The organism is Williamsia sp., from assembly GCF_016462415.1.
Taxonomy (GTDB): Bacteria; Actinomycetota; Actinomycetes; order Mycobacteriales; family Mycobacteriaceae; genus Williamsia_A.
The window spans coordinates 1-23,521 of sequence record NZ_JAEMTF010000055.1 but is presented as its reverse complement, the minus strand read 5'-3'; the positions used below and the strand labels follow the sequence as shown (position 1 = coordinate 23,521).

Here is a 23,521-nt window from a genome sequence, read left to right as displayed (position 1 = left end):
GCCGGTCCAGGCGATCAGTACAGGTAGACCACGGCGTCGTCGCCCCCGGTGCACGTGACGATCGGGCCCTTCGCCGCGCACATCATTGCGATGCGCTGACCGGTCTCCGGACTCGTCGCCCGTACCGTGCGCGGTAACTGCCCCGGACGACCACTGGCGGAGTAGGCGAGCCGTACCTGCTCGGCGAAACCGCAGGTCGTGGCCGACGATCCGACCGACGACGCCCCGTAGAGGCCGGTCTGTCCATACTGGACAGGACAGGCCCGGGAACCCTCCGGCGCCCCGGCGGCGGTCGACACCGGCAACGAGCTCGTGCTCGGCGCCGGACTGCTGGTGCGGCTGCGGGTGGTCGTCACCGGCGGTTCGCCGGTCGCCGACGGCGTCACCGTGACCGTCGACGTGGACGCGATCGGCGCCGTGGTCGGGAGAGCACCACCGGAATCGGATCGCCCCAGCACCCAGTACCCGACGATGGCCGCCAACCCGACGACGAACACCACGATCAGCACACCGAGGGTGATGATGACCCCACGTGACGGGCCCACGTGGCCGGGAGGTGGCGGTGCGTCGGGGTACCCGGGGTCAGGCGGTGTCGGATCGCCGGTCATGACAGGCAGTTTCTCACCGACGCGCGACTATTGCTGGGACGTGCGCCACGAATTCATGCCGAGGATCACCATCACCAGCTTGCGCTCCGAGCGCGCCGTGACCTCACGGTCGTCGCCGTTGTCGCGTCGATTGGCCTCGAGCATCTCGGCCACCGCCTGCAGGAGCACGTTGACCATGAGGTCGGCGGCGAGTTCCAGATCATCGGCACCCCAGTGAGCCAGCTCGGGTATGCGCGACAGATCGATGGCGAGTTCCTTGACGAACAGCCGCAGCTCGGTGTCGATGGCCCGCCGGATCTCCGACACCCCGCCGTGCTGCTCACGGATCAGGAACCGGAACTGCGCCTCGTTCTCGCGAACCTGCTGGACGAGGATCGCGACCGAACTCTTCACCGTGGGAACCGCATTGCGGGTCGCGAGATCGCGACGCCCCTCGCGCAACGTCTTGCGCAGGACCCGCATCGAGTCCTCGACCACGGTCACGCCGAGATCTTCCATCGAGGCGAAGTGGCGGTAGAACGCGGTGGGCACGATGCCTGCGGCCTTGGCCACCTCGCGCAGGCTCAGGCTCGCGAAACTGCGGTCGGCCACGAGCGCAAGAGTCTCGTCGAGCAGCGCCTGCCGGGTACGACCCTTGCGCGCTGACCGACTCTCGGAGGCATCGACCGCAGCCGACCGGGTCGGCGGTCGGGGAGGCGAGGCGTGGTTTCTGGACCGCGACACGGAGCAAGTGTAGGAGAACGGGCCCTGTGACGGTTGTTACATCCCGCAATGCTTGACCATCGCACCCTGTCCAGTGGCACACTATCCGTGTACAAGTGTTCACCGAAAATCGGTGGACGGTACAGCCCCATTCTCGCACCCTCTGGAGGCAGCGATGCTCGACCGCTTTCCGGCAATGCTCGGTTCGGTGATCGAAGCCGCACTGGCACCGCACCCGGTGGACCGCTATCTCGAACTCGTCGACCCGATGATCACGTGGAGCGATCTCCGTGGCCGCGTTGTCGACGTCCGACGGGACACCGCCCGCACCGTGACGCTCACCCTGGCGCCCACACGACAGTGGACCGGCTTCCGCGCCGGGCAGTACATCCAGCTCAGCACCGTGATCAAGGGTGTCCGTCACACCCGCTGCTTCTCGCCGGCCAACGCTGAGTGCGGACCGGACGGCTTCATCGAGCTGACCATCACCGCCCACGATGACGGCTTCGTCTCGCGACACCTCCGTGACCACGCGGCGATCGGCGACGTGATGGGCCTGCAGCCCGCCACCGGCGACTTCGTCCTGCCGCAGCAGCGACCCGAACAGGCCGTCTTCATCAGCGGGGGCAGTGGGATTACACCTGTACTCTCAATGCTGCGCACGCTCGTCGCCGAACGGCACACCGGTTCGTCTGTGTTCATCCACTACGCGACCACCCCTGCCGACGCCGTCTACGCCGACGAACTGAACGCGATCGCCGCCGCCAACCCGTCGATCGACATCCACACCATCTACACCCGTCACACCGACGCGGACGGCCCGACCGGACACTTCCGTCCGGAACACCTCACCGAGCTCGCCCCGAACTTCGCACAGGCGCAGACCTTCCTGTGTGGTCCGGCCGGTCTGATGGAGGCGGTGCGGGAGTACTACAGCGAGCGCGATCTCGACGGCGCCCTGCACAGCGAGGCGTTCACAGCGCCGTCCGTGGCGCCGGACCCGAACGAACCGGTCAGCGGCACGCTGTCGTTCGCGTCGTCGGCCCGCACGGCCGAGAACGACGGTCACACCATCCTCGAGCAGGCAGAGGCCGCCGGTCTGTCACCGGAGTTCGGGTGCCGAATGGGCATCTGCTTCTCCTGCAGCGCGGTGAAGAAGTCCGGGTGCACCCGCAACGTGCTCACCGGGGACGTCGACACCGATTCCGACACCCACATCCAGCTCTGTATCTCCGCGCCGGTCGGCGACGTCGAGATCGACATCTAGAAGGAGACACCATGACGATCATGCAGCTTCCCACCAGCACCGCGTCCGACGAGAAGTCGGCCGACTCGAAGAAGAACGGGTCGAAGAAGACCGAGCTGGTCCTGTCCTACGAGGAGGTCGAGGCACTGGGCCGCGAGCTCGACGAACTGCGCGCCCGCGTCGTCGCCGACCTCGGCCAGTCCGACCGCGACTACATCTACAAGATCATCAAGGCGCAGCGCGGATTCGAGGTCGCCGGTCGCGGCCTCGCCTACCTCGGGTGGTTCCCGCCGGCATGGATCGCCGGTGTCGGATCGCTCGCGGTGTCGAAGATCCTCGACAACATGGAGATCGGGCACAACGTCATGCACGGCCAGTACGACTGGATGCGTGAGCCGTCGCTGAACTCCCGCGAGTTCGAGTGGGACACCGTGTGCCCCGCCGATCAGTGGCGTCACAGCCACAACTACATGCACCACACCTTCACCAACATCGTCGGCGAAGACCGCGACATCGGGTACGGGATCATGCGGATGGACCGCGACCAGGACTGGAACCCGTACTACCTCGGCAACCTGCTCTACGCATCGCTGCTGATGGTCGGTTTCGAGTGGGGCGTCATGCTGCACGATCTCGAGGCCGAGAACATCGTGGCGGGCAAGCGCAAGTGGACCGACATCAAGGGCCTCGCGAAGGGTATGTGGCGCAAGGCCAGCAAGCAGGTCCTCAAGGACTACATCGTCTTCCCCGCCCTGACCGGCCCCCTGTTCCCGATCACGGTGGCGGGCAACGTCAGCGCGAACCTGGTCCGCAACCTGTGGACGTTCTCGATCATCTTCTGCGGACACTTCCCGTCCGGTGTGCAGACGTTCACCCCCGAGGAGTGCGAGAACGAGACCAAGGGGCAGTGGTACCTGCGTCAGATGCTCGGCTCGGCCAACATCACCGGCACCCCGCTGTTCCACATCATGAGCGGAAACCTCTCGCACCAGATCGAGCACCACCTGTTCCCCGACATCCCGGCCAACCGCTACCCGGAGATCGCTCCCGAGGTGCGCGCGATCTGCGAGAAGCACGGATTGCCCTACAACACGGGCACTTTCAGCCATCAGATCTTCTCGACCTGGAAGAAGATCGCCAAGCTCTCGCTGCCCAATTCCTGGACCGAGGACGACGACAACTTCAGTGTTAAGGTCGATCGCGAACGCAAGGGAGTCGCCTGATCGGTGTGTGGGGTGCCGCGAGGCGACCCACAGACGGTGACGGCCCCGGACCGATGAGGGTGGTGTAGACGATGGTCGGCAAGTTCGAACGCAACAAGGACCTGCTGCAGGAGGCCGTGGAATCGACGGCCTCGCACGTCGGGCGGATCGCCACCATCATCACCGGGGCCATCGTCGACATCACCCGTGAGATCGGCGACCTCGTCGCCGACGGGGTGGAGATGCGTGAGGCGGCGAAGAAGGCTCAGATCGACGAGGGCGACCTCGACGATGTGCCCCAGCTCCCCTCCCCCGACGACGTGATCGACACCCAGGGTGAGTATCTGCCCGATGAGCGTCGCTCCTAGCGTTCGACACTCGAGGTCGTTCCGCACGCTCACGGTCGTACATCCGTCCGACCTGACCGTTACGCTCTGAGCCCATGACCCGCTTCCGCGGCCTGGCCATGGCCGTTCTGACGTTCGCGATGTTCATGGACCTCATGGACGTCACCATCGTCAACGTGGCCCTGCCCGCGATCCGCGAGGACCTCGGCAGCACCCCGTCTCAGATCGAGTGGATCGTCAGCGGCTACGTGCTGGCCTTCGCGGGCGTGCTCATCACCTCGGGCCGACTCGGCGACCGCTACGGCCGTCAACGGGTGTTCATCGCAGGCATCACCGGGTTCACGCTCGCCTCGCTGACCGCGTCGCTGGCCCAGAACGGTGAAACCCTCGTCGCATCCCGGGTGGCCCAGGGTCTCTTCGCGGGGCTGATGGTGCCGCAGGTGTTGGCCAGCGTCCAGGCGCTCTACAAGCCCAGGGAGCGAGCCGCGATATTCGCCGTCATCGGCGTGATCACCGCCATGGCCGCCGTCATCGGACCGGTCCTGGGCGGGTGGCTGGTCACCAACAACCCCCTCGGCGGCGGGTGGCGCGCGATCTTCTTCATCAACATCCCCATCGGGATCGTGATCGTCATCGCGGCACTGCTGCTCGTGCCGAACTCGACGGCAGACCGACCCTCGCCGTTGGATCCGCTCGGGGTGGTGCTCGCGGTCGGCGGCATCCTGCTGATCGTCTATCCCCTGGTCGAGGGACGCCAGCTCGGCTGGCCGGTCTGGTCCTATCTGCTCATGGCGCTCTCTCCGGTGGTGCTCGCGCTGTTCGTGCTCAACGAACGGCGCCACGGTGCGGACAGCGCCATGATGCCGTTGCGGCTGTTCGCCAACCGAGGTTTCACCGGCGGCCTGACCATCCAGTTCCTGTTCCAGGGGTCGATCAACTCGTTCTTCCTCATCCTCGCGCTGTACGTGCAGACCGGACTGGGGTTCACCGCCATCGTTTCCGGGGCGTTGACGCTGCCGTTCAGCATCGGCGCGACGCTGGCCGCCGGCGTGGCGGCGGCACTCGTGGCCCGACTCGGACGGATCCTGCCCGCCATCGGCGGGACGCTGATGGCCGTCGGGACGGCGTGGACGATCTACGTGTTCAATTCGACCGGCACCGACTACTCGGCGTGGGACACGGTGATCCCGATGGCCATCGCAGGCATCGGTCTCACCGTGATGGTGGTCCCGCTCCTCGACATCGCCCTGGCCACGGTCGATGCCGCGGACTCCGGGGCCGCGTCCGGCGTACTCGGGACGTTCCAACAGGTCGGCGGCGCCCTGGGCATCGCGGTGACCGGAGTGCTGTTCTTCGGGGCCGCCGGCCGCTACACCCAGTCCGAGCTCCTCCACGCACTGACCATCGCCGCATGGGTGCCGATCGTCGGTTACGCCCTGGCGGCACTGTGCAGCGCTCTGCTGCCGGGCATCTCCGAGGTGAAGGCCCACCTCGAGACGGTCGTCGACGAAGAGCCGGCCACCGCCTGACCGCGGTCCGGCGCCCACCCCGGAATATTCCCGATGCGGGATAAAGCACCACCGTGCGCGAATACTTGTCGCGCAGGTCAGACCCCATTACCGTCGATGCCGTGCTCCCGTCATCGCTGAAGTTCCCGAACCCGGTCAACGAGTACGCCGCTCGGACCACCGCCGGACTCGTGGTGATCCTCGCGGTCGTCACCATCGCGGTGAACCATCCCGCCCTCTACGCGATCCTCGCCGCTGGGTTCCTCCTGCGGGTCATCTCGGGTCCGACGCTGTCGCCCTTCGGACAGCTCTCGGTCCGCGTGATCGTCCCCCGCCTCGGCCTCACCAAGATGGTCCCGGGCCCGCCGAAGCGGTTCGCTCAGGCCATCGGCCTCACCATCACCGGCGTCGCGCTGGTGCTGAGTCTGCTGGGCTACGGACTCGCAGCGCAGATCACCGCCGGCCTCGTGGTGGTCGCGGCGTTGCTCGAGTCGGTGTTCGGGATCTGCCTGGGCTGCATCATCTTCGGCTTCCTGCAGCGCCGCGGCGTCATCCCGCAGAGCGTGTGCGAGGCCTGCAACAACATCTCGCTGCGCCAGCCCGCCTGACGGCGTGGGGGCCGTTGGGCCCTCAACTGATGGACAGCGCGATCCCGTCGAGGATGTCGTGCTCGCTGACCACGAGTTCGGTGATCCCCGCCTCGGCCTCGAGTACGCGCGCGAGTTCGAGGGTCACCAACGCGCCGCCGCCGATGACGTCGACACGGCCGGGATGCATGGGTCCCAACGCCGCGCGCTCGGCGCGGGTCATGGCGACCAACTGCTCACAGACCTCGCGCAGCCGCTCGAAGGACACCCGCGAGCGGTGGATCAGGTCGGGGTCGTAGGTGGCCAGGTCTGCGGCCAGCGCCGCGAGTGTGGTCATGGTGCCGGCGACACCAACCCACGTCGACGCCTGCGCGACGGGGACCGCGGCGAACGCGCGGCGCAACTCGTCACGGGCGATGCCGCGCGCGGTGGCGATCTCGTCGGGGGTCGGCGGGTCGGACGCCAGCACCCGCTCGGTCAGACGCACGCATCCGATGTTCGCGGAGTACGCCGCGGTGACGTCGCCACCGCGCCCGAGTACGACCTCGGTGGACCCGCCGCCGAGGTCGGTGACGACGAATGGTCCGTCGGCCGCGTCGAATTCGCCGACGGCACCGGCGAACGACAACCGCGCCTCCTCGTCACCGGTGATGACCTCGGCCACCGACCCCGCGACGACAGGACCGAGCAGTTCGCGGGTCATGTCGAAGAACTCGTCACGGTTGGATGCGTCGCGGGTCGCCGAGGTCGCGACCATCCGGACGGCGGTGACGTCGTGGGCGATCATGATCGCGGCGTAGTCGGCCAGCGCCGCTCGCGTCCTGGCCACGGCCGCGTCGGTGAACGACCCGGTCGCGTCGACACCCTCGCCGAGTCGGACGACACGCATCTCACGGTGCAGGTCGACGAGTCCGCTGTCGTCACGACGGGCGATGAGCAGTCGGATGGAGTTGGTGCCACAGTCCACCGCGGCGACGATGCTCACGATTCGTCGTCCTCGGTCAGGCCGGGGAAGTCCGACACCTGCGGCCAGTCCGCGGGCAGGGCCGTTCCCCGCAGTCGCGACTGCGCGGCGAGCGCGACCGCCTCGTCACCGAGCGGGTTGACCCCCACGCCCTTCGCCAACGAGTGCGCCATCAGGACGTGCAGGCACTTCACCCGATCGGGCATACCGCCACCGGTGAAATCGGTTCCGAGGGAGTCGATCTCGTCGCGTTCGGCCAGGTACGCCTCGTGGGCGCGGCGGTAGCGCTGCGCCAGGTCTGTGTCGGTGGTCAGGCGTCGGCTCATGGCCCGCATGACACCCGCGGATTCCAGTCGACTCGCCTCGGCGGTCAGCCGCGGGTCGGTGAGGTAGTACAGCGTCGGAAACGGGGTGCCGTCGGGGAGCCGGGGTGCGGTCATCACGACCGCGGGCACACCGTCGGGCGTGCGGTAGCTGACGGCGAGCACACCGCGGGGCTCACGGCCGAGCTGCTCGGCGACCACGTCGAGATCCGCCTGCGACACATCGGTCACCGGTGCGGGCTCACTTCTGCACCGGCGTGGACACCGACTCCAACAGCTGCGAGTACCAGGGATCGCCCGCTCGGCGCTCGGCGCGCTTCTGCTCGTCGCTCTTCTCCGGGGGCGTCGGGAACTGCATCACCAGCGCCTTGTCCCCGGGCATGACGAACTGCAGCCGATCCCGGGCCTGTGCGGCGATGTTCGCCGGATCGCTCTGCTCGTCGACCTTGGCCTGGTAGTCCGAGACCTCTTTGCGCAACGAGGAATTGGTGCTGCGCAGCTGGTCGAACTCCGAACGCTGCGAGAAGTAGGTCCGCAACGGGACCGCAAGCGTGAGTGCCACGACGCTGAGGACCAACGCGAGGACGACGGCGCGTTTGGGGCTCAGTCCGCGGACCCGCCCCGCCGTCGGGGCGCTCTCGACGACGCCGGCCTCGGGGTCTACCTCCGAACGCGCGGATGACATCCGCGCGTCCCGGTCGCCGTCGGCCCGGCGCAGATCCCGTCGCTGCTCTCGCCTGCCGTCGACACGGCGGCCCGAGGCCGGACGCGCAGTCCTGCGCGTCCGACCGTCCGGCTTCTTCCGCTGTGCCATGGCAGTTCCCGGTTCAGCTCTCGAACGAGAAGCGCGGGAAGGCGAGATCGCCCGCGTAACGCGCGGCGTCGCCGAGTCCCTCTTCGATACGGAGCAGCTGGTTGTACTTGGCGACGCGTTCGCTGCGCGCCGGCGCGCCGGTCTTGATCTGACCGCAGCTGCAGGCCACGGCGAGATCGGCGATGGTGGTGTCCTCGGTCTCGCCCGACCGGTGACTCATCATCGTCTTGTAGCCGTTGTTGTGGGCCAGCGCGACCGCGTCGAGGGTCTCGGTCAGCGTGCCGATCTGGTTGACCTTCACCAGCAGCGCGTTGGCGGCACCCTTGTTGATGCCGTCCTCGAGGCGCTCGGGGTTGGTGACGAACAGGTCGTCGCCGACGAGCTGGACCTTGTCGCCGATCGACTCGGTCAGCGACACCCAACCGTCCCAGTCGTTCTCGTCGAGCGGGTCCTCGATCGACACCAGCGGGTAGGCGTCGACGAGCTCGGAGTAGAACGCCGACATCTCCTGCGCCGACTTGGTCTCACGCTCGAAGGCGTACCCGGTCCCCGCGGTGTAGAACTCGGTGGCCGCGACGTCGAGGGCCAACGCGATGTCGCGCCCCGGCGTGAGACCGGCCTTGGTGATGGCCTCCAGGATGAGGTCGAGCGCGGCCTTGGTGCCGGCGAGATCAGGGGCGAAGCCGCCCTCGTCGCCGAGACCGGTGGACAGGCCCTTGGCCTTGAGCACCGACTTCAGCGAGTGGTAGACCTCGGCGCCCCAGCGCAGGGCCTCCTTGAAGGTGGGGGCACCGACCGGAGCGATCATGAACTCCTGCACGTCCACGCCGCTGTCGGCGTGCGCGCCGCCGTTGATGATGTTCATCATCGGGACGGGCAGGATGTGGGCGTTCGGCCCACCGATGTACCGGAACAGCGGGAGGCCGGCGGACTCGGCCGCGCCCTTGGCCACGGCGAGCGAGACGCCGAGCAGCGAGTTCGCGCCGAGGCGGGACTTGTCGGCGGTGCCGTCCAGATCGAGAAGGGCCTGATCGACCACACGCTGGTCGTCGGCCTCGATCCCGATCACGGCCGGGGCGATCTCGCCGAGCACCGACTCGACGGCCTTGGTGACTCCCTTGCCGCCGTAGCGGTCGCCACCGTCGCGGAGCTCGACCGCCTCGTGCTCACCGGTCGACGCGCCGGACGGGACCGCCGCACGCGTGAAGGTTCCGTCATCGAGGACGACCTCGACCTCGACGGTCGGATTACCGCGGGAGTCGAGGATCTCTCGCGCTCCCACCTGTTCGATGATGGCCACTGTTGCCCCTTCGTTGTTTCCAAACGTTCTCGGCCTCGGCACCGGGCGAGGGCACCGACCACCGACGCCAGTGACGACGTCGGCTCAAAGACTAGTGCCAAACACCGCGGCGTCCGGCGCTGGCTCGCCGAGCGTCACCGCACCGACACCGCTCAGAACGCGACGTTCACCGAGTAGGCGTTGGCGTGGTCACGGACATCGAGGACGTATTGCATCGAGCGGTTGTAGACCATCACCGCCTTCTCCCAGCCCTCGGGCGTCGTGAGGTCCTTGCCCGAGACGCACAGATACCGGGCGGCCGACAGCGCGGCGTCGTCGATGTTGTCCGGGTCGGCGACGCCGTCACCGTTCGCGTCGACGCCGTAGCGCTTCCACGTCTCCGGGATGAACTGGAACGGCCCCATCGCACGGTCGAGCGTGGCGTCACCGTCGAGCTGACCGCCGTCGGTGTCGGCGATCCTGGCGTTCCCGCTGGTGCCGTCGAGGAGCACACCACGGATGGGCGGGGCGACGTCGCCGTTGGCGGCGACCCGCGCGCCGCGGTAGGTGCCGTGCTTGCTCTCCACCCCACCGACGCCGGCCAGCGTCGTCCAGCTGATGCCGCACTCGGGTCGCTGTTGACGCTGGATCTCGGCGGCGTTGCCGTAGGCCTCCAGCGAGATGCGCGGGATACCGGTCGATTCGGCGAGCGGCGTGGCCCAGGTGGCCAGGCGATCCGCGGTGCGGCCCGGGGCGTTGATGTCGAGGTACGGGACGGGGGCGCCCGCCCCCGGCGGCAGGCCCTCGGGGATGTCGACCGAGTCGCGGCCGGGCAGGTCGACGCACGACGCCAGGGTCACCGCCGCCACACAGGCGACCACCGCCGCACCCACCGCGCGCCGGGCCCTGGTCAACGAATTCACGCCTGGTCCCCTCGTCGAGATCTCGTGTGGTCTGTTCACAATGCCAACTGGTCGGCATTGGTTATGGTTCCCACGCCGCGTCGGGGTACTCTTCCCCAAGTTAGGCTTACCGAACGATGCGTAGGCTTGGCTCCCCTCGGATCGCCGCAGCCCTGCGCGCGGCCCGCTGATCCTCGAAGGACACACGCGACATGATCGATGCCTCCAGCGCAGTCCTCGCCGCGGATTCCTCCGGGCCGTCGGTTTTGTCGCAATTGTTCGGCAGTGGTCTCATCGGCGTCCGCGAGGGTCTCGAGACCGGCATCGTCGTGATGATCCTGGTGGCCTTCCTCGTGAAGTCCGACCGTCGCGACTCGCTCAAGTGGGTCTGGACCGGCGTCGCGATCGCGGTGGTGATGGTCCTCGCGGTGTTCGCGGGCATCCACTACGGCACCTCGACGATCTCCGGTCTCGCCGCCGAAGCGGTTGCCGGCGTCGCCTCTCTCGTCGCGGTCGTCATCGTCACCCTGATGGTGCTGTGGATGCGCGGTGCCGCCGCGCACATCTCCGGCGACCTCAAGGCGGGCATGGGCCGTGCCCTGGAACTCGGGGCCCCGGCCGTTCTCGCCCTGTCGTTTCTCGCCGTGGGTCGTGAAGGGCTGGAGACCGCGCTGCTGATGGTGGGCTACGCCGAGAACACCTCCGGCAGCAGCTGGCCGCTGGTGGGGTTGCTGATCGGCGTCGTCATCGCGGTCGCGATGACGGTCGGCCTGTACTTCGGCACCGTGCGCATCAACCTGCAGAAGTTCTTCACCTACACCGGCGCGTTCCTCGTGGTGGTGGCCGCGGGCATCCTCGCCTACGGCATCCGTGCGATCCAGACCGTCGGCTGGCTGCCCGGACTGGGCACCCGCGCGTTCGACTTCTCGTCGGTGTACGACCAGTCGTCCTGGTACGGAACGCTCCTCGGGGGCATCTTCAACTTCCGCCCGGACCCGACGCTGCTCCAGGTCATCGGCTGGGTCCTGTACCTCGCGGTCGTCATGACCTTGTTCTTCCGCCCACGACGTCAGCAGAGCCCCAGCCTGAGCCCTGCCGAGACGTCGAAAGTAGAGACCCCGGCCGCATAGGCGCCGGCACTGAAAGGGAACCGGTGTGAAATCACGGGTCATCACCACCGCCGTCGCGTGCGCGGCGCTGTCTGCACCACTGCTGTTCGCCGCCTGCACCGACAAGGCGTCGTCGGACTCCGAGGGGACCATCGCGGTCACCTCGACCGACAACTCGTGTGACCTCGCGACCTCCGAGGCACAGACCGGCAACGTCGACTTCACGGTCAACAACAACGGCGACAAGGTCACCGAGTTCTATGTCTACGGCAACAACAACCGCGTGCTGGGCGAGGTCGAGAACATCGGCCCCGGCCTCACCGGCAAACTGACCGTAGAGATCGTCGACCCCGCCACCTACCAGGTCGCGTGCAAACCGGGCATGGTCGGCGACGGTATCCGCAAGGACCTCACCGTCTCCGGTGAGAAGAAGGAGCGCTCGGAGGCGCCGGCCAGCGTCACCACGGCCAAGCAGACCTACCTGAACTACGTCCGCGGGCAGCTCAACGGTCTGCAGGCCCAGACGAAGACGTTCACCGACGCGATCATCGCCGGCAACCTCGACGCCGCCCGCGCCCAGTTCGGTCTGACGCGCACGTTCTACGAGCGCATCGAGCCCGTCGCCGAGTCGTTCCCCGATCTCGATCCCGCCATCGACATGCGCTGGGACGACACCGCCGACGGCAGCGAACCGTTCACCGGGTTCCACCGTCTCGAGCGGTTCCTGTGGCCGCCGAAGCAGTCCGACGTGGGCGAGCAGGGCAGCGATGTCGCCGCCGCCGACCTCGCCAACGCCCAGAAGACCGACACCAAGCCCGAGATCGACAAGGTCGCGGCCCAGCTGAACACCGACGTGGGCCGACTGGTCACCGAGGTCGCCAAGCCGGACTTCACCTTCGAGACCCAGTCGTTCGTCAAGGGCCCGCAGGCTCTCGTCGACGAGATCGCGGCGACCAAGGTCGGCGGCGAGGAGGATCGCTACTCGCACACCGACCTGTTCGATTTCGCGGCGAACATCGACGGCTCGGAGACGCTCATCGCGGATCTGCAGCCCATCATCTCGGCGAAGAACCCGCAGTTGATGGACAAGATCACCGCGCAGTTCCAGACCATCCGCAACGACATCAACTCGTTCCGCTCGGGCGACGGGTACGTCTCCTACGACACGGTGCCCGCGGAGAAGCGCAAGTCGCTGTCCGATCAGATCGACGCACTCTCGCAGTCGCTGAGCCAGGTGCCGGGATTGGTTCTGCAGCAGTGACCGAACCCACCCCCGCTCCCGAACAACCGACGACCACGCGGCGGTTCTCCCGTCGCGCACTCTTCGGGGCGACAGGCGCGGGGGTGGTGGTCGCGGCCGCCGGCGGGGTCACCGCCGCACGGCTGGCCGACGACGACTCCTCGACCTCGAACGTGGTCCCGTTCCGCGGAGCCCGTCAGGCGGGCATCGTCACCGAGGCGCAGGATCGTCTGCACTTCGCGTCGTTCGACGTCATCACCGACTCGCGCGACGAGCTGATCGACATGCTCCAGCGGTGGACCGCCGCCGCCGAGCGGATGACCAGAGGCGACGAGACCGTCGATGGCGGAGCGGTCGACCACGGTGAGTACAACCCGCCCGCCGACACCGGTGAGGCCCTGGGACTCGACGCGTCATCGCTCACCCTGACCATCGGGTTCGGGCCCGGCCTGTTCGGTCCGAGCGCGTCAGACCCGAACCGCCCCGACCGCTTCGGGCTCGCGGCCCGCAAACCGGCTGTGCTCAAGGATCTCCCGGCGTTCGCCAAGGACGCCATCGAACCGTCGCGCAGCTACGGCGACATCTGCGTGCAGGCATGCGCCAACGACCCCCAGGTCGCGGTGCACGCGATCCGCAACCTCGCCCGTATGGGTTTCGGCGTGGTCAGCGTGCGCTGGTCGCAACTCGGGTTCGGCCGCACCTCGACCACCACGGTGGGCCAGCAGACCCCGCGGAACATGTTCGGGTTCAAGGACGGGACGGCCAACATCCGTGCCGAGCAGACCGATGTGGTCAACCGCTGGGTCTGGGTCGATCCCGCCGACAACGCCGCGCCTGCGCAGTGGATGACCGGCGGCAGCTACCTCGTCGCACGCCGCATCCGCATGGACATCGAGCCGTGGGACCGCGCGAACCTCAGCGAGCAGGAGGCGATCGTCGGTCGCACCAAGGGTGCAGGCGCCCCGTTGGGAATGACACGCGAGGACGACACCCCGGATTTCGCGGTTGCCACCGCCGACGGACCGGTCATCGCCCGGGACGCGCACGTCCGACTCGCCCACCCTGACAACCTGAACGGGATCCAGATCCTGCGGCGCGGATACAACTTCACCGACGGGTCCGACGGGTTCGGGCACCTCGACGCCGGCCTGTTCTTCATCGCCTACTGCCGCGATCCGGACAAGCAGTTCGTCCCGATGCAGAAGCAGCTCGCCTCCAAGGACGCGATGATGGAGTACCTCACCCACAACGGCAGTGCCCTGTTCGCCTGCCCGCCCGGCCTCAAGCCCGGCGAGTGGTGGGGCCAGCACCTGTTCACGTGAATCCGTAGCAGTTGGTGCCGCGCAGCGACACGAACTGCTACCGATCGCGTCGGTACCGTGGACATGTGGACATCGAACGCTGGCGTGGTCGCCTCCCGGTTCGTCGGCCGTCTGATCGCGAGATAGTCGGCTGGACCGTGTCAGACCAGCCCGACGACGATGTCGTCGATGCGGTGAACCCCGTCGGGCAGGTCGTCGCGACGCAGATCGACATCGCCGACGCCTACGACGTCCTGCAGGAACGCGGTCTGGCGTCACTGACCGCGCCGTGCTGGGCACGCGCGCCGATCCCGATCACCCGCGACACCGATTTCACGCGTCCACACGAGGATTGGCTCTGGCGACGGATCGCCATGACCCAGCTCGACGACACCCAGGTCTGGGTGCGCGCCGCGTATCCGCACTATTTCGAGCGGTTCACCGAGGTCCCGCTGCGCCTGCCCGCCGACGACATCCTGCTGTTCGATCCGCCGAGGACCGACGAGTAGACCTTGCCGGATTTAATAAGCGCGCTTACTATCAGTAGATGACAAACTGGTTGGGTGTGGTGAGCGCCGCACATGTCGCGCGTGGGGTCGAACTGGGTATCGCGCAGATCGGGCACGGGAAACGGGCCGGTCTGGCACGGATGTCGCCGGGCGACTGGCTGGTGTACTACTCGCCGCGAGTCGAGCTCGGCGGCAGCGAGATGTGCCAGAGCTTCACGGCCGTCGGAACCGTCACCGACGGTGAGATATGGCAGGGCGACGAGGGGTGCTTCCAGCCCTTCCGGCGACGGATCGGCTACCTGGCCGGCACCTCTCCCCTCCACATCGACACCGTGCGGTGCGATCTCGAACTGACCGCGGGCCCGAACTGGGGATACCAGCTCCGCCGAGGACTGATCCCCCTCTCCGATCATGACCTCACCGTCATCCGCGCCGGCATGCTCGCCTCCGTGGCCGCGTGACGGGGTCGCGCCTGGAGTCCGAGTTCGCCGCCGAGACGGACAGTGCAGGACTGATGCTGTGGCGCGTCACCAACCGCTGGCAGGCCACCCAGCGCGCGGCGCTCGCACCGTGCGACCTCACCCACGTGCAATTCGTGGTCTTGGCGGCGCTTGCCCATCGGCCTGCCGAGGCCGATGCGGTCAGCCAACGGGAACTGGCTGAACTGGCCACGATCGACGTGATGATGGCGTCGCAGGTCATCCGCACTCTCGAAAGCAAAGGCCTGGTCACCCGCCGCCCGCACCCCGCCGACAAACGTGCACAGGCGATCTCGATCACCGCAGCCGGTGTCGACGCCGCCAACGACGCCGTTGTCCGGGTCGAGCGTGCCGACGCGGAGTTCTTCGCAGCACTACCGGGCGACCGCGCGCGGTTCGTCGATCAACTGAGGGCGCTGGCTCAGTCCGGCGGGAAGTGATCGCGCCACGTCTGCGCCGAACGCGCCGACTCCCCCGCCACACGCATCGATGACTCGGCGCGCCGGACGCGAACCATGAACTCGCCCAGCCGATTGCGCTGACGGTCCTCGATGCTGACCTCGGCGTCGACGGACAGGTCGGCGGCCAGATGAATTGTCAGCAACGATTCCGGGATCAGGTCGCGCGGGAACGACGCCGCGTCGAGCCGCTCGATCACCTTCTGGGTCAACGCGAGTGCCGGCTGCGACACCGCGACACCGTCGAGCACCGACTCCCGCGCCTTCTCGGCGGCCTTGCTCTCCTCCCACTGCCGCAGCTGGGTCTCGAGATCGGTCTCCCCCGCGAGCACCCCCGCGGTTCGCGAGGAGATCTTCGCGGTGAACGCTCGCGCGACGTCGTCGATGTCGAACGGGTGCTCGGGGTGATCAGCGGCGATGCGCGCATGGAACAGCACCTGCAGCAGGATGTCGGCGAGTTCCTCGATGAGATCGTCCCGGTCGCCGCCGGTGATCGCGTCGAGCAGCTCGTAGGTCTCCTCGAGCAGGTATCGCCGCAGCGACTCGTGGGTCTGGGCGGCCTCCCACGGTCCGTCGCGGCGCAGACGGTCCATCAACGCGACCGCGTCGAGCAGCGCCTCACCCGGGCGCGGCGAGGCGTCGGTCACGGCGCCGGGCGGTCGTCGACGACCGTCGGTCCGCGCATGTCACGCGAACCGGGGTCGGAACCGTTGATCACGAGCAGCAGGTCGGCCACGACCTGGATGAGGTCGACATCGCGCACCCGGGTGCTGCCCACGCCCGCGGTTCGCGGGATGGGCATGGTGAGCACCGACGTGGTCTCGCGGTAGCTCGAGCCGGGGAACAGACGCCGGACCCGGATCTGTTGGCTGTCGAGAAGGGTGACCGGGGCGATCTTCAGTTGCGTTCCGGCGACACCGACCTCGGTGACGCCGAGTTCACGCGCCAACAGCCTCAGCTTGGCCACCGACACCAACCGTGACACCTCCGCGGGCAACGGCCCGTAGCGGTCGAGCAATTCATCGACGATGCCGTTGATGTCGCCGTCGTCGAGAGCGGCGGCCAACTTGCGATAGGCCTCGAGCCGCAGCCGATCGGAATCGACGTAGTCGGCCGGGATGTGCGCGTCGACCGGGAGATCGATCCGCACCTCGCGGGTCTCCTCCGAGACGATCGTCTTACCGTCGGCGGCGGCCCGGTAGGCCTCCACCGCCTCGCCGACCAACCGCACGTAGAGGTCGAACCCGACACCGGCGACGTGCCCGGACTGCTCGGCTCCCAACACGTTCCCCGCGCCGCGCAGCTCGAGGTCCTTGAGCGCCACGGCCATACCCGCGCCGAGTTCGTTGTTCTGCGCGATCGTCGAGAGGCGGTCATAGGCGGTCTCGGTGAGCGGCTTCTCCGGGCTGTAGAGCAGGTAGGCGTACCCCCGCTCGCGGCTGCGGCCGACGCGACCACGCAACTGGTGCAGCTGCGACAGGCCCAGCGCCTCGGCGCGGTCGACGATCAGGGTGTTCGCGTTGGAGATGTCCAGGCCGGTCTCGATGATGGTGGTGCACACCAGCACGTCGAACTCGCGGTTCCAGAACCCGGCGACGGTCCGCTCGAGCTGGTCCTCCCCCATCTGGCCGTGCGCGACGACCACCCGGGCCTCGGGCACCATCTCCTGGATCTGCTTGGCGGCCTTGTCGATCGAGCTGACGCGGTTGTGCACGAAGAACACCTGTCCGTCGCGCAGGATCTCGCGTCGGATCGCCGCGGCGACCTGCTTCGACTGGTACGCACCGACGTAGGTGAGCACCGGGTGGCGTTCCTCGGGCGGGGTCAGGATGGTCGACATCTCCCGGATGCCCGCCATCGACATCTCCAGGGTGCGCGGGATCGGCGTCGCCGACATGGTCAGGACGTCGACGTGCGTGCGGAGCGACTTGATGTGCTCCTTGTGCTCGACACCGAACCGCTGTTCCTCGTCGACCACGACGAGCCCGAGGTCCTTCCAGCGCACCGCGGTCTGGAGCAGGCGGTGGGTGCCGACGACGATGTCGACCTCGCCCTGGGCCATCTTGTCGATGATCTCGCGGGATTCCTTGGCGTCGGTGAACCGCGACAGCCCGGCGATGGTGACCGGGAAGCCGGCCATGCGTTCGGTGAAGGTCTGCAGATGTTGTTGCGCGAGAATGGTCGTCGGGACCAGGACCGCGACCTGCTTGCCGTCCTGCACGGCCTTGAAGGCGGCGCGGACCGCGATCTCGGTCTTGCCGTACCCGACGTCACCGACGATCACCCGGTCCATCGGGACCGCCTTCTCCATGTCCTCCTTCACCTCGGCGATGACCGTCATCTGGTCGACGGTCTCGGTGAAGCCGAACGCGTCCTCCATCTCGGTCTGCCAGGGGGTGTCGGGGGCGAACGCGTGACCGGGCGCGGCGTGCCGGGCCGCGTAGAGCGCCACCAGCTCACCGGCGATCTCGCGAACCGCCTTGCGCGCCTTGCGTTTGGTGTTCTGCCAGTCCGACCCACCCAGCTTCGACAGCGACGGCGCCTCGCCACCGACGTATCGCGACAACTGATCCAACGAGTCCATCGGCACGAAGAGTCGATCTCCGGGCTGTCCGCGCTTGCCGGGGGCGTACTCGATGACCAGGTATTCGCGCCGCGCGCCGCCGATGGTGCGCTCGATCATCTCGACGAACTTGCCGATGCCGTGCTGGTCGTGCACCACCAGGTCGCCTGCGGTCAGGGCCAACGGGTCCACCTGGTTGCGACGCTTGGCAGGCATCCGCTTGCCGTCGCGGACGTTCGCCACCCGGGTACCGGTCAGATCGGCCTCGGAGACGACGACCAGGCGCGCATCGGGACACACCAGACCGCGGCGCAGCGACCCGCAGATCACCGAAACGATCCCCGCGGCCGGGGTCGAACCCGGTTCGACCATCTCCGCGGGCACCTCGGCCTCGCCGAGACGTTCGAGGTACCGCTGCGCGGTCCCCTTGCCCTGCACGACGATGGCCGCACGCCCACCGGTCGTGACGTGCGCGCGCAGCGAGGCGAAGGTCGTCGCGACCTCGTCCTCCGAACCACGCGGTGCCGGTCCTGCGGTGAGATCCAGGCGCACCGCGGTCTCGTCGTCGAGGTCGGGGGCCGACTCCAACGGCGACATCGTCCACCACGGGCGCCCCGCGGCCGTCGTCGTGTCCTGCACCTCGACCAACGGCCGGTAGCTGCTCGCCTGCAGATCGATTCCGCCCAGCGCGGCGCCGGGTGCGGTTCCGTCGAGCGGCGCGTCGCCGCCGACCGAGGCCGCCGTCCAGGACGCCTCGAGGAATTCCGCGCCGGTCTTGGCCAGGTCGGCGGCGCGGGTACGTACCTTCTCCGGGTCCAGGACCAGGACGTGGGTGCCCGACGGCATCACCTCGGTGAGCAACTGCATCTGGCCGGGCACGAGCACCGGGATGAGCGCCTCCATGCCCTCCACCGGGATGCCCTCCGACAGCTTGGTGAGCATCTCGGTCAGCGACCGGTCGCCACCGTCGGGGTCGATGAGGTCGGCCGCCCGGGCGCGCACCTCATCGGTGAGGATGAGCTCGCGACAGGGATGGATGTGCACCACCGAGGCATCGACCTCGGGCTGGCTGCGTTGATCGGCGACGGCGAACGCGCGCTGCTCGGTGATCTCGTCGCCCCAGAACTCGACGCGCACCGGATGATCCGCGGTGGTCGGGAACACGTCGAGGATGCCGCCGCGGACCGCGAACTCGCCACGTTTGCCGACCATGTCGACACGGACGTAGGCCAACTCGACCAGTCGCGCGAGCAGGTCGTCGAAGTCGAACTCGACACCCTCCCGCAGGGTGATCGGCTCGGTGGATCCCAGTCCGGGCGCCATCGGCTGCACCAGGGATCGCACCGTGGTGACGACCACCCGCAGCGGCGGACCGTAGTCGGAGTCGGCGGGGTGGCCGAGTCGGTAGAGGACCTGTAGGCGGGAACCGACGGTGTCGGCACTGGGCGAGAGGCGCTCGTGCGGCAGCGTCTCCCACGACGGGAACTGCGCGACGGCGTCACCGATGATCTCGCGGAGTTCCGCGGTCAGATCGTCGGCCTCGCGTCCGTTGGCCGACACCACGAGCAGCGGGGCGTCGGTGGCCTGGTCCTCGGCGGACCCCGTGGCGGCGACGATGACGAACGGGCGCGCCGCGTCCGGGGCGGTGATATCGAGCAGTTCCCGGCCGTGGAGTCGGCGGATCTGTTCGATCGCCGCGTCCGAACAGGCGACCTCGGCGAGGCCGGCCAATCCGGGCACGGTCGTACCAGGACTCGTTACCGGGGGTGATGCCACGGTGTGACTCTATTCGGCGGACCTTTCCCCGGACACCGTGCAGGGGTCATCATCGAGGCATGGATCACGCCCCCGAGACCGTCGACGATGTCGAGACACGGACCGTCGATTCGCTCACCGAGTTGCGGGCGATCGTGGGCCACCCGAACGAGCGGGTCGCCAACAAGGTCGCCGAGCACCTCTCCGAGATGCATCGCGAGTGGATCGCGCACTCCCCGTTCGTCCTTCTGGCGACCACCGACGCGCAGGGCAACGTCGACGTCTCCCCCAAGGGCGACCCTCCCGGCTTCGTCCACGTGCTCGACGACACCACCATCGCCATCCCCGAGCGCCCGGGCAACAAACGGGTCGACGGTTACTCGAACGTGTTGGACAACCCACACGTCGGCGCGCTGTTCGTCGTCCCCGGCCGGGGCGACACGCTGCGGGTCAACGGGGTCGCGCGCATCGTCTCCGACGCGCCGTACTTCGACGACATGGTCGTCTCGGGACATCGGCCGATCCTGGCGCTCGAGGTGAACGTGCGAGAGACCTTCTTCCACTGTGCGAAGGCGTTCATGCGGTCGGCGTTGTGGAAGCCCGAGACGTGGGAACCCGGCGCCCTGCCGTCGACGGCCCAGATCGCCCACGCGGTGATGCCCGGCCCCTCGTTGGAGGAGTACCAGGAGCACTACCGGGACGAGAACTATCGGCGCAAGCTGTACTGAGCGCAGATCACCACCAGGGGGTCTCGTATCGTGTCCGCCATGAGTGACCCCTGGACCGCGGCGCAGATGCCCCGCCTCGACGGCACGCGGGTCGTCGTCACCGGGGCCACCCGCGGGCTGGGTGAGGCAACCGCCCGCGGCGCCGCCGATGCCGGCGCGACCGTGGTCGTCGCCGGGCGGGGCGCCGACGCCGCGGCGCAGGTCGCTCGCTCCATCGGCGGCAGCGCGGAGTCCGCCGTCCTCGATCTCACCGATCGTGATTCGATCCACGCGTTCGCCGATGCGGTCGGCGACGTCGATGTCCTCATCCACAACGCGGGGGTCCTGCCGACCAGACGAAGCGTCACCGCCGACGGGTACGAGACCACCCTGGCCACCAACGTTCTCGGACCGTTCCTGCTGACGAACCTGCTCCTCCCGCGCATCCGGGGCCGGGTCGTCGCGGTCAACTCGACGGTCCACCACGCCGGACGACTCGACCTCGACGACCTCGACTTCACTCGTCGGCGCTTCACCGGTGCGGCCGCCTACAGTCAGTCCAAACTGGCACAGGCGTTGTGGATGCTGGCCCTCGACCGCCGATTGCGTGCGGCCCGATCCGACGTCACCACCGCCCTCACCCATCCGGGATGGGCGGCGACCGAGATCACCGCGCTACCCGGGGTTCCCGCGCTCACGCCGTTCATCACGTGGCTCGGCAACACCATCGCCAACTCGGCGGTCCAGGGGGCGGCCTGCACCCTCTACGCCGCGACCATGCCCTTCCCGTCCGGCAGCTTCGTGGGTCCCGCCGGCTTCGGCGGTCTACGGGGCGCACCGACCTTGGTCGGGCGGTCGGCGACCGCGTCGGACACCGCTCTGGCCGAACGCTTCTGGGACGCCGCGGCCGAACTGACCGGATCGGAGTTCCCCCTGTGACCGTGACCCTGCGGACCGCGACCACCGACGACTGCGCGCAGATCGCCGAGATCTACCAGCACTACGTCGAGCACACGGTCATCACGTTCGACTACGAGTCGCCCTCGGCACAGGACTGGGATCACAAGCGCAGCACCATCATCGACCGCGGTCGGCCGTTCCTCGTCGCGGTCGAGGGCACCACCGTCCTCGGCTTCGCCTACCTCGCGGAGTTCCGCACGAAGCAGGCCTACGACTGGACCACCGAGGACACCATCTACCTGCGCCCCGACGCCACCGGCCGAGGTCTGGGTTCGACGCTGCTGCGCGCACTGCTGACCGACCTCGACCCGACCTCGGTGCGGCGCATCATCGCCGTGATCGCCGTCATCGAGTCGGACGCATCGATCCGACTGCACGAGCGGGCCGGCTTCGTCGATGCGGGCACGCTGCGCCGGGTCGGGTTCAAACACGACCGCTGGGTCGACTGCGTGTTCATGCAGTACGACGTGCCGGAGGCCTGACCCGGCACCTCAGGTCACTCACGGCCGCCCAGTTGCGGGTCGATCTCCAGGTTCGTCAGTCCGTTCCAGCACAGGTTCACCAGGTGCGCGGCCACGACCTCCTTCGACGGCTCGCGGACGTCGAGCCACCACTGCGCCGTCACCGAGACCATCCCGACCAGGGCCTGGGCGTACAGCGGCGCCAATGTCGGATCGAATCCGCGCCGCTCGAAATCGCCTGCCAGGATGTGCTCGACCTGGCTGATCGCGTCATTGAGCAGGCTCGAGTACTTCGCGTCGCCGGCCGGGCTGGTCGATCCGTGCACCAGGATCCGGAAGCCGTCGGTGCGTTCCTCCATGTAGGTCAGCAGCGCCAGCGCCACCTGTTCCAACCGGGAACGTGACCGGTTTTTCGTCAACGACGACGTGATCATCTCCAGAAGCGTCTCCATCTCCCGGTCGACGACCACCGCGAACAAGCCCTCTTTACCCCCGAAATGCTCATAGACCACAGGTTTCGACACCGACGCGCGCTGGGCGATCTCCTCGATCGACGTGCCCTCGAAACCACGCTCGGCGAACAGCCCGCGAGCGACCTCGATCAGCTGGAGACGACGCTGCGGGCCCGTCATCCGCGTCCGCGGGGCCGCACGCACCTCGCGTTCGCCGTCGATCGGCCGTTCGACTGCCATCAGATCACTCCGTCGTGTTGTCCGTCGTCGGTGTTGTCCGTCGTCCGTGTTGTCCGTCGTCGATGTCGGTGTCCGCCGCACCCTCCGCAGCGATATTTTCGCATCCACCGTGGTGGCGGGGGTGTGCGCACTAGGTTGTTCGACATGCTCGGTCTGCAAGAGATCTCCGACCGCCTGGAGATACAACAGCTCATCACGGATTACTCGACCGCGGTGGACACCCGTGAGTTCGAGCGCCTCCTCGACATCTTCACCCCCGATGCGATCATCGACTACTCGGCCGTCGGGGGCACCGTCGGCACGCCGTCCGAGGTGGTTCCGTGGTTGCGGGAGAACCTGGCGATCTTCTCCGACTACTTCCACCTCGTCGGCAACCACTCGATCGTCGTCGACGGTGACACCGCGACCGCGACCAGCACCTGTTTCAACCCGATGGTGTTCGCCGACACCGCTCCGCAGGCGATGATGATCGTCGGTGTCTGGTACCACGACACCTTCGTGCGGACTCAGGACGTGTGGCGGATGAGCGGACGGGTCGAGCAGAAGTCCTTCATGCACTCGATCTGATCCGACCGCGCCGCGGTCAGGCCGTGAGGAACGCCGATCGCAGTGAGTCGATGTGCGCGCGTGCCTCGTACAGTTCCAGACGCCGTGCCCGGGCCAGGACCATAAGACGTGCACCGTTCTTCGCTCCGCGCATGCTCGCGGACTTCTCGAGAGCGGTGACCTGGAGTTCGAGTTGTGTGGCGACGAGTTCGAGCTGCTCGGTGAACATGCGCGCCTGGACGAGGTTCGGGTCGGGTGC

At 67.9% G+C, this 23,521-nt stretch carries 25 protein-coding genes and 1 pseudogene; 15 read left to right on the top strand and 11 right to left on the bottom strand.

Features of this window, described 5'->3' with window-relative positions:
* Nucleotides 1-14: 14 nt before the first annotated feature.
* Together JHC79_RS14360 and JHC79_RS14355 are read right to left on the bottom strand one after the other, a co-directional pair.
* Nucleotides 15-608, bottom strand: coding sequence for a hypothetical protein (locus tag JHC79_RS14360; RefSeq protein WP_296391913.1), 594 nt, complete (start codon nt 606-608; stop codon nt 15-17).
* A 27-nt stretch (nt 609-635) separates the two neighbouring features.
* Nucleotides 636-1,331, bottom strand: coding sequence for a TetR family transcriptional regulator (locus tag JHC79_RS14355; protein WP_296391912.1), 696 nt, complete (start codon nt 1,329-1,331; stop codon nt 636-638).
* Nucleotides 1,332-1,485: 154 nt separating this feature from the next.
* On the opposite strand from JHC79_RS14355, the gene JHC79_RS14350 reads away from it, so the two are divergent.
* From JHC79_RS14350 to JHC79_RS14330, 5 genes are all read left to right on the top strand, one after another.
* Nucleotides 1,486-2,577 (top strand): FAD-binding oxidoreductase, encoded by a 1,092-nt coding sequence (locus tag JHC79_RS14350; RefSeq protein WP_296391910.1) that lies wholly within the window; start codon nt 1,486-1,488, stop codon nt 2,575-2,577.
* An 11-nt stretch (nt 2,578-2,588) separates the two neighbouring features.
* The gene (locus JHC79_RS14345; RefSeq protein WP_296391908.1) at nt 2,589-3,779 is read left to right on the top strand and encodes an acyl-CoA desaturase; all 1,191 of its coding nucleotides are present in this window, start codon (nt 2,589-2,591) and stop codon (nt 3,777-3,779) included.
* A 71-nt stretch (nt 3,780-3,850) separates the two neighbouring features.
* Nucleotides 3,851-4,126 carry a hypothetical protein gene (locus JHC79_RS14340; protein WP_296391907.1) on the top strand — a complete coding sequence of 92 codons (276 nt, stop codon included), beginning with the start codon at nt 3,851-3,853 and terminating at the stop codon, nt 4,124-4,126.
* A gap of 74 nt (nt 4,127-4,200) precedes the next feature.
* A complete protein-coding gene (locus tag JHC79_RS14335; protein WP_296391904.1) occupies nt 4,201-5,634 on the top strand; it encodes a DHA2 family efflux MFS transporter permease subunit in 1,434 nt (477 codons plus the stop codon).
* Nucleotides 5,635-5,735: 101 nt separating this feature from the next.
* Nucleotides 5,736-6,221: a DUF4395 domain-containing protein gene (locus JHC79_RS14330; RefSeq protein ID WP_296391902.1), complete on the top strand. Its 486-nt coding sequence runs from the start codon at nt 5,736-5,738 to the stop codon at nt 6,219-6,221.
* Between the two features lie 22 nt (nt 6,222-6,243).
* Here JHC79_RS14330 and JHC79_RS14325 read toward each other — a convergent pair whose 3' ends face one another.
* The 5 genes from JHC79_RS14325 to JHC79_RS14305 all read right to left on the bottom strand — a co-directional run bounded on the left by JHC79_RS14325 (nt 6,244) and on the right by JHC79_RS14305 (nt 10,494).
* A complete protein-coding gene (locus JHC79_RS14325) occupies nt 6,244-7,185 on the bottom strand; it encodes a Ppx/GppA phosphatase family protein (RefSeq protein ID WP_296391900.1) in 942 nt (313 codons plus the stop codon).
* Entirely contained in the window at nt 7,182-7,718 is a 537-nt protein-coding gene (locus tag JHC79_RS14320) for a DUF501 domain-containing protein (protein WP_296391899.1), read from the bottom strand. Before JHC79_RS14320 ends, JHC79_RS14325 begins: the two co-directional genes overlap by 4 nt.
* 10 nt (nt 7,719-7,728) lie before the next feature.
* On the bottom strand, nt 7,729-8,301 hold the full coding sequence (locus JHC79_RS14315; RefSeq protein ID WP_296391897.1) for a septum formation initiator family protein: 573 nt from the start codon (nt 8,299-8,301) through the stop codon (nt 7,729-7,731).
* Nucleotides 8,302-8,314: 13 nt separating this feature from the next.
* Nucleotides 8,315-9,601 carry a phosphopyruvate hydratase gene (eno, locus tag JHC79_RS14310; RefSeq protein WP_188490868.1) on the bottom strand — a complete coding sequence of 429 codons (1,287 nt, stop codon included), beginning with the start codon at nt 9,599-9,601 and terminating at the stop codon, nt 8,315-8,317.
* Between the two features lie 152 nt (nt 9,602-9,753).
* The gene (locus tag JHC79_RS14305) at nt 9,754-10,494 is read right to left on the bottom strand and encodes a lytic murein transglycosylase (protein ID WP_296391925.1); all 741 of its coding nucleotides are present in this window, start codon (nt 10,492-10,494) and stop codon (nt 9,754-9,756) included.
* A gap of 200 nt (nt 10,495-10,694) precedes the next feature.
* Between JHC79_RS14305 and efeU the strand changes: the two genes are divergently transcribed.
* The 6 genes from efeU to JHC79_RS14275 all read left to right on the top strand — a co-directional run bounded on the left by efeU (nt 10,695) and on the right by JHC79_RS14275 (nt 15,560).
* Nucleotides 10,695-11,612 (top strand): iron uptake transporter permease EfeU, encoded by a 918-nt coding sequence (gene efeU, locus JHC79_RS14300; protein ID WP_296391892.1) that lies wholly within the window; start codon nt 10,695-10,697, stop codon nt 11,610-11,612.
* Between the two features lie 25 nt (nt 11,613-11,637).
* The gene (efeO, locus tag JHC79_RS14295; protein ID WP_296391889.1) at nt 11,638-12,852 is read left to right on the top strand and encodes an iron uptake system protein EfeO; all 1,215 of its coding nucleotides are present in this window, start codon (nt 11,638-11,640) and stop codon (nt 12,850-12,852) included.
* Nucleotides 12,849-14,153 (top strand): iron uptake transporter deferrochelatase/peroxidase subunit, encoded by a 1,305-nt coding sequence (efeB, locus tag JHC79_RS14290; RefSeq protein ID WP_296391887.1) that lies wholly within the window; start codon nt 12,849-12,851, stop codon nt 14,151-14,153. The genes efeO and efeB overlap by 4 nt, the downstream gene beginning before the upstream one ends.
* A gap of 137 nt (nt 14,154-14,290) precedes the next feature.
* Complete coding sequence (locus tag JHC79_RS14285; RefSeq protein WP_296391885.1) at nt 14,291-14,641, top strand: hypothetical protein; 351 nt, start codon at nt 14,291-14,293, stop codon at nt 14,639-14,641.
* A gap of 38 nt (nt 14,642-14,679) precedes the next feature.
* The gene (locus JHC79_RS14280) at nt 14,680-15,102 is read left to right on the top strand and encodes an EVE domain-containing protein (RefSeq protein WP_296391883.1); all 423 of its coding nucleotides are present in this window, start codon (nt 14,680-14,682) and stop codon (nt 15,100-15,102) included.
* Nucleotides 15,099-15,560 carry a MarR family transcriptional regulator gene (locus JHC79_RS14275; protein ID WP_296391881.1) on the top strand — a complete coding sequence of 154 codons (462 nt, stop codon included), beginning with the start codon at nt 15,099-15,101 and terminating at the stop codon, nt 15,558-15,560. Before JHC79_RS14280 ends, JHC79_RS14275 begins: the two co-directional genes overlap by 4 nt.
* A gap of 152 nt (nt 15,561-15,712) precedes the next feature.
* Here JHC79_RS14275 and JHC79_RS14270 read toward each other — a convergent pair.
* Nucleotides 15,713-16,207 (bottom strand): annotated as a pseudogene (locus JHC79_RS14270) (MazG family protein); the annotation flags it as partial.
* Nucleotides 16,208-16,221: 14 nt separating this feature from the next.
* Nucleotides 16,222-19,917 carry a transcription-repair coupling factor gene (gene mfd / locus JHC79_RS14265; protein WP_296391879.1) on the bottom strand — a complete coding sequence of 1,232 codons (3,696 nt, stop codon included), beginning with the start codon at nt 19,915-19,917 and terminating at the stop codon, nt 16,222-16,224.
* Nucleotides 19,918-19,976: 59 nt separating this feature from the next.
* Between mfd and JHC79_RS14260 the strand changes: the two genes are divergently transcribed.
* Genes JHC79_RS14260 through JHC79_RS14250 form a run of 3 tightly spaced genes read left to right on the top strand, consistent with a single transcriptional unit; the run spans nt 19,977 to nt 22,045 of the window.
* A complete protein-coding gene (locus JHC79_RS14260; protein WP_296391878.1) occupies nt 19,977-20,624 on the top strand; it encodes a pyridoxamine 5'-phosphate oxidase family protein in 648 nt (215 codons plus the stop codon).
* Between the two features lie 39 nt (nt 20,625-20,663).
* Nucleotides 20,664-21,542, top strand: coding sequence for an SDR family NAD(P)-dependent oxidoreductase (locus tag JHC79_RS14255; RefSeq protein ID WP_296391875.1), 879 nt, complete (start codon nt 20,664-20,666; stop codon nt 21,540-21,542).
* 2 nt (nt 21,543-21,544) lie between these two features.
* On the top strand, nt 21,545-22,045 hold the full coding sequence (locus JHC79_RS14250) for a GNAT family N-acetyltransferase (protein WP_296391873.1): 501 nt from the start codon (nt 21,545-21,547) through the stop codon (nt 22,043-22,045).
* A 14-nt stretch (nt 22,046-22,059) separates the two neighbouring features.
* Here JHC79_RS14250 and JHC79_RS14245 read toward each other — a convergent pair whose 3' ends face one another.
* Nucleotides 22,060-22,716, bottom strand: coding sequence for a TetR/AcrR family transcriptional regulator (locus JHC79_RS14245; RefSeq protein WP_296391871.1), 657 nt, complete (start codon nt 22,714-22,716; stop codon nt 22,060-22,062).
* A 144-nt stretch (nt 22,717-22,860) separates the two neighbouring features.
* Between JHC79_RS14245 and JHC79_RS14240 the strand changes: the two genes are divergently transcribed.
* The gene (locus tag JHC79_RS14240; RefSeq protein ID WP_296391869.1) at nt 22,861-23,283 is read left to right on the top strand and encodes a nuclear transport factor 2 family protein; all 423 of its coding nucleotides are present in this window, start codon (nt 22,861-22,863) and stop codon (nt 23,281-23,283) included.
* 16 nt (nt 23,284-23,299) lie between these two features.
* On the opposite strand, the gene JHC79_RS14235 is transcribed toward JHC79_RS14240, so the two are convergent.
* On the bottom strand, nt 23,300-23,521 hold a 222-nt coding region (locus JHC79_RS14235), incomplete at its 5' end, for a hypothetical protein (RefSeq protein ID WP_296391867.1).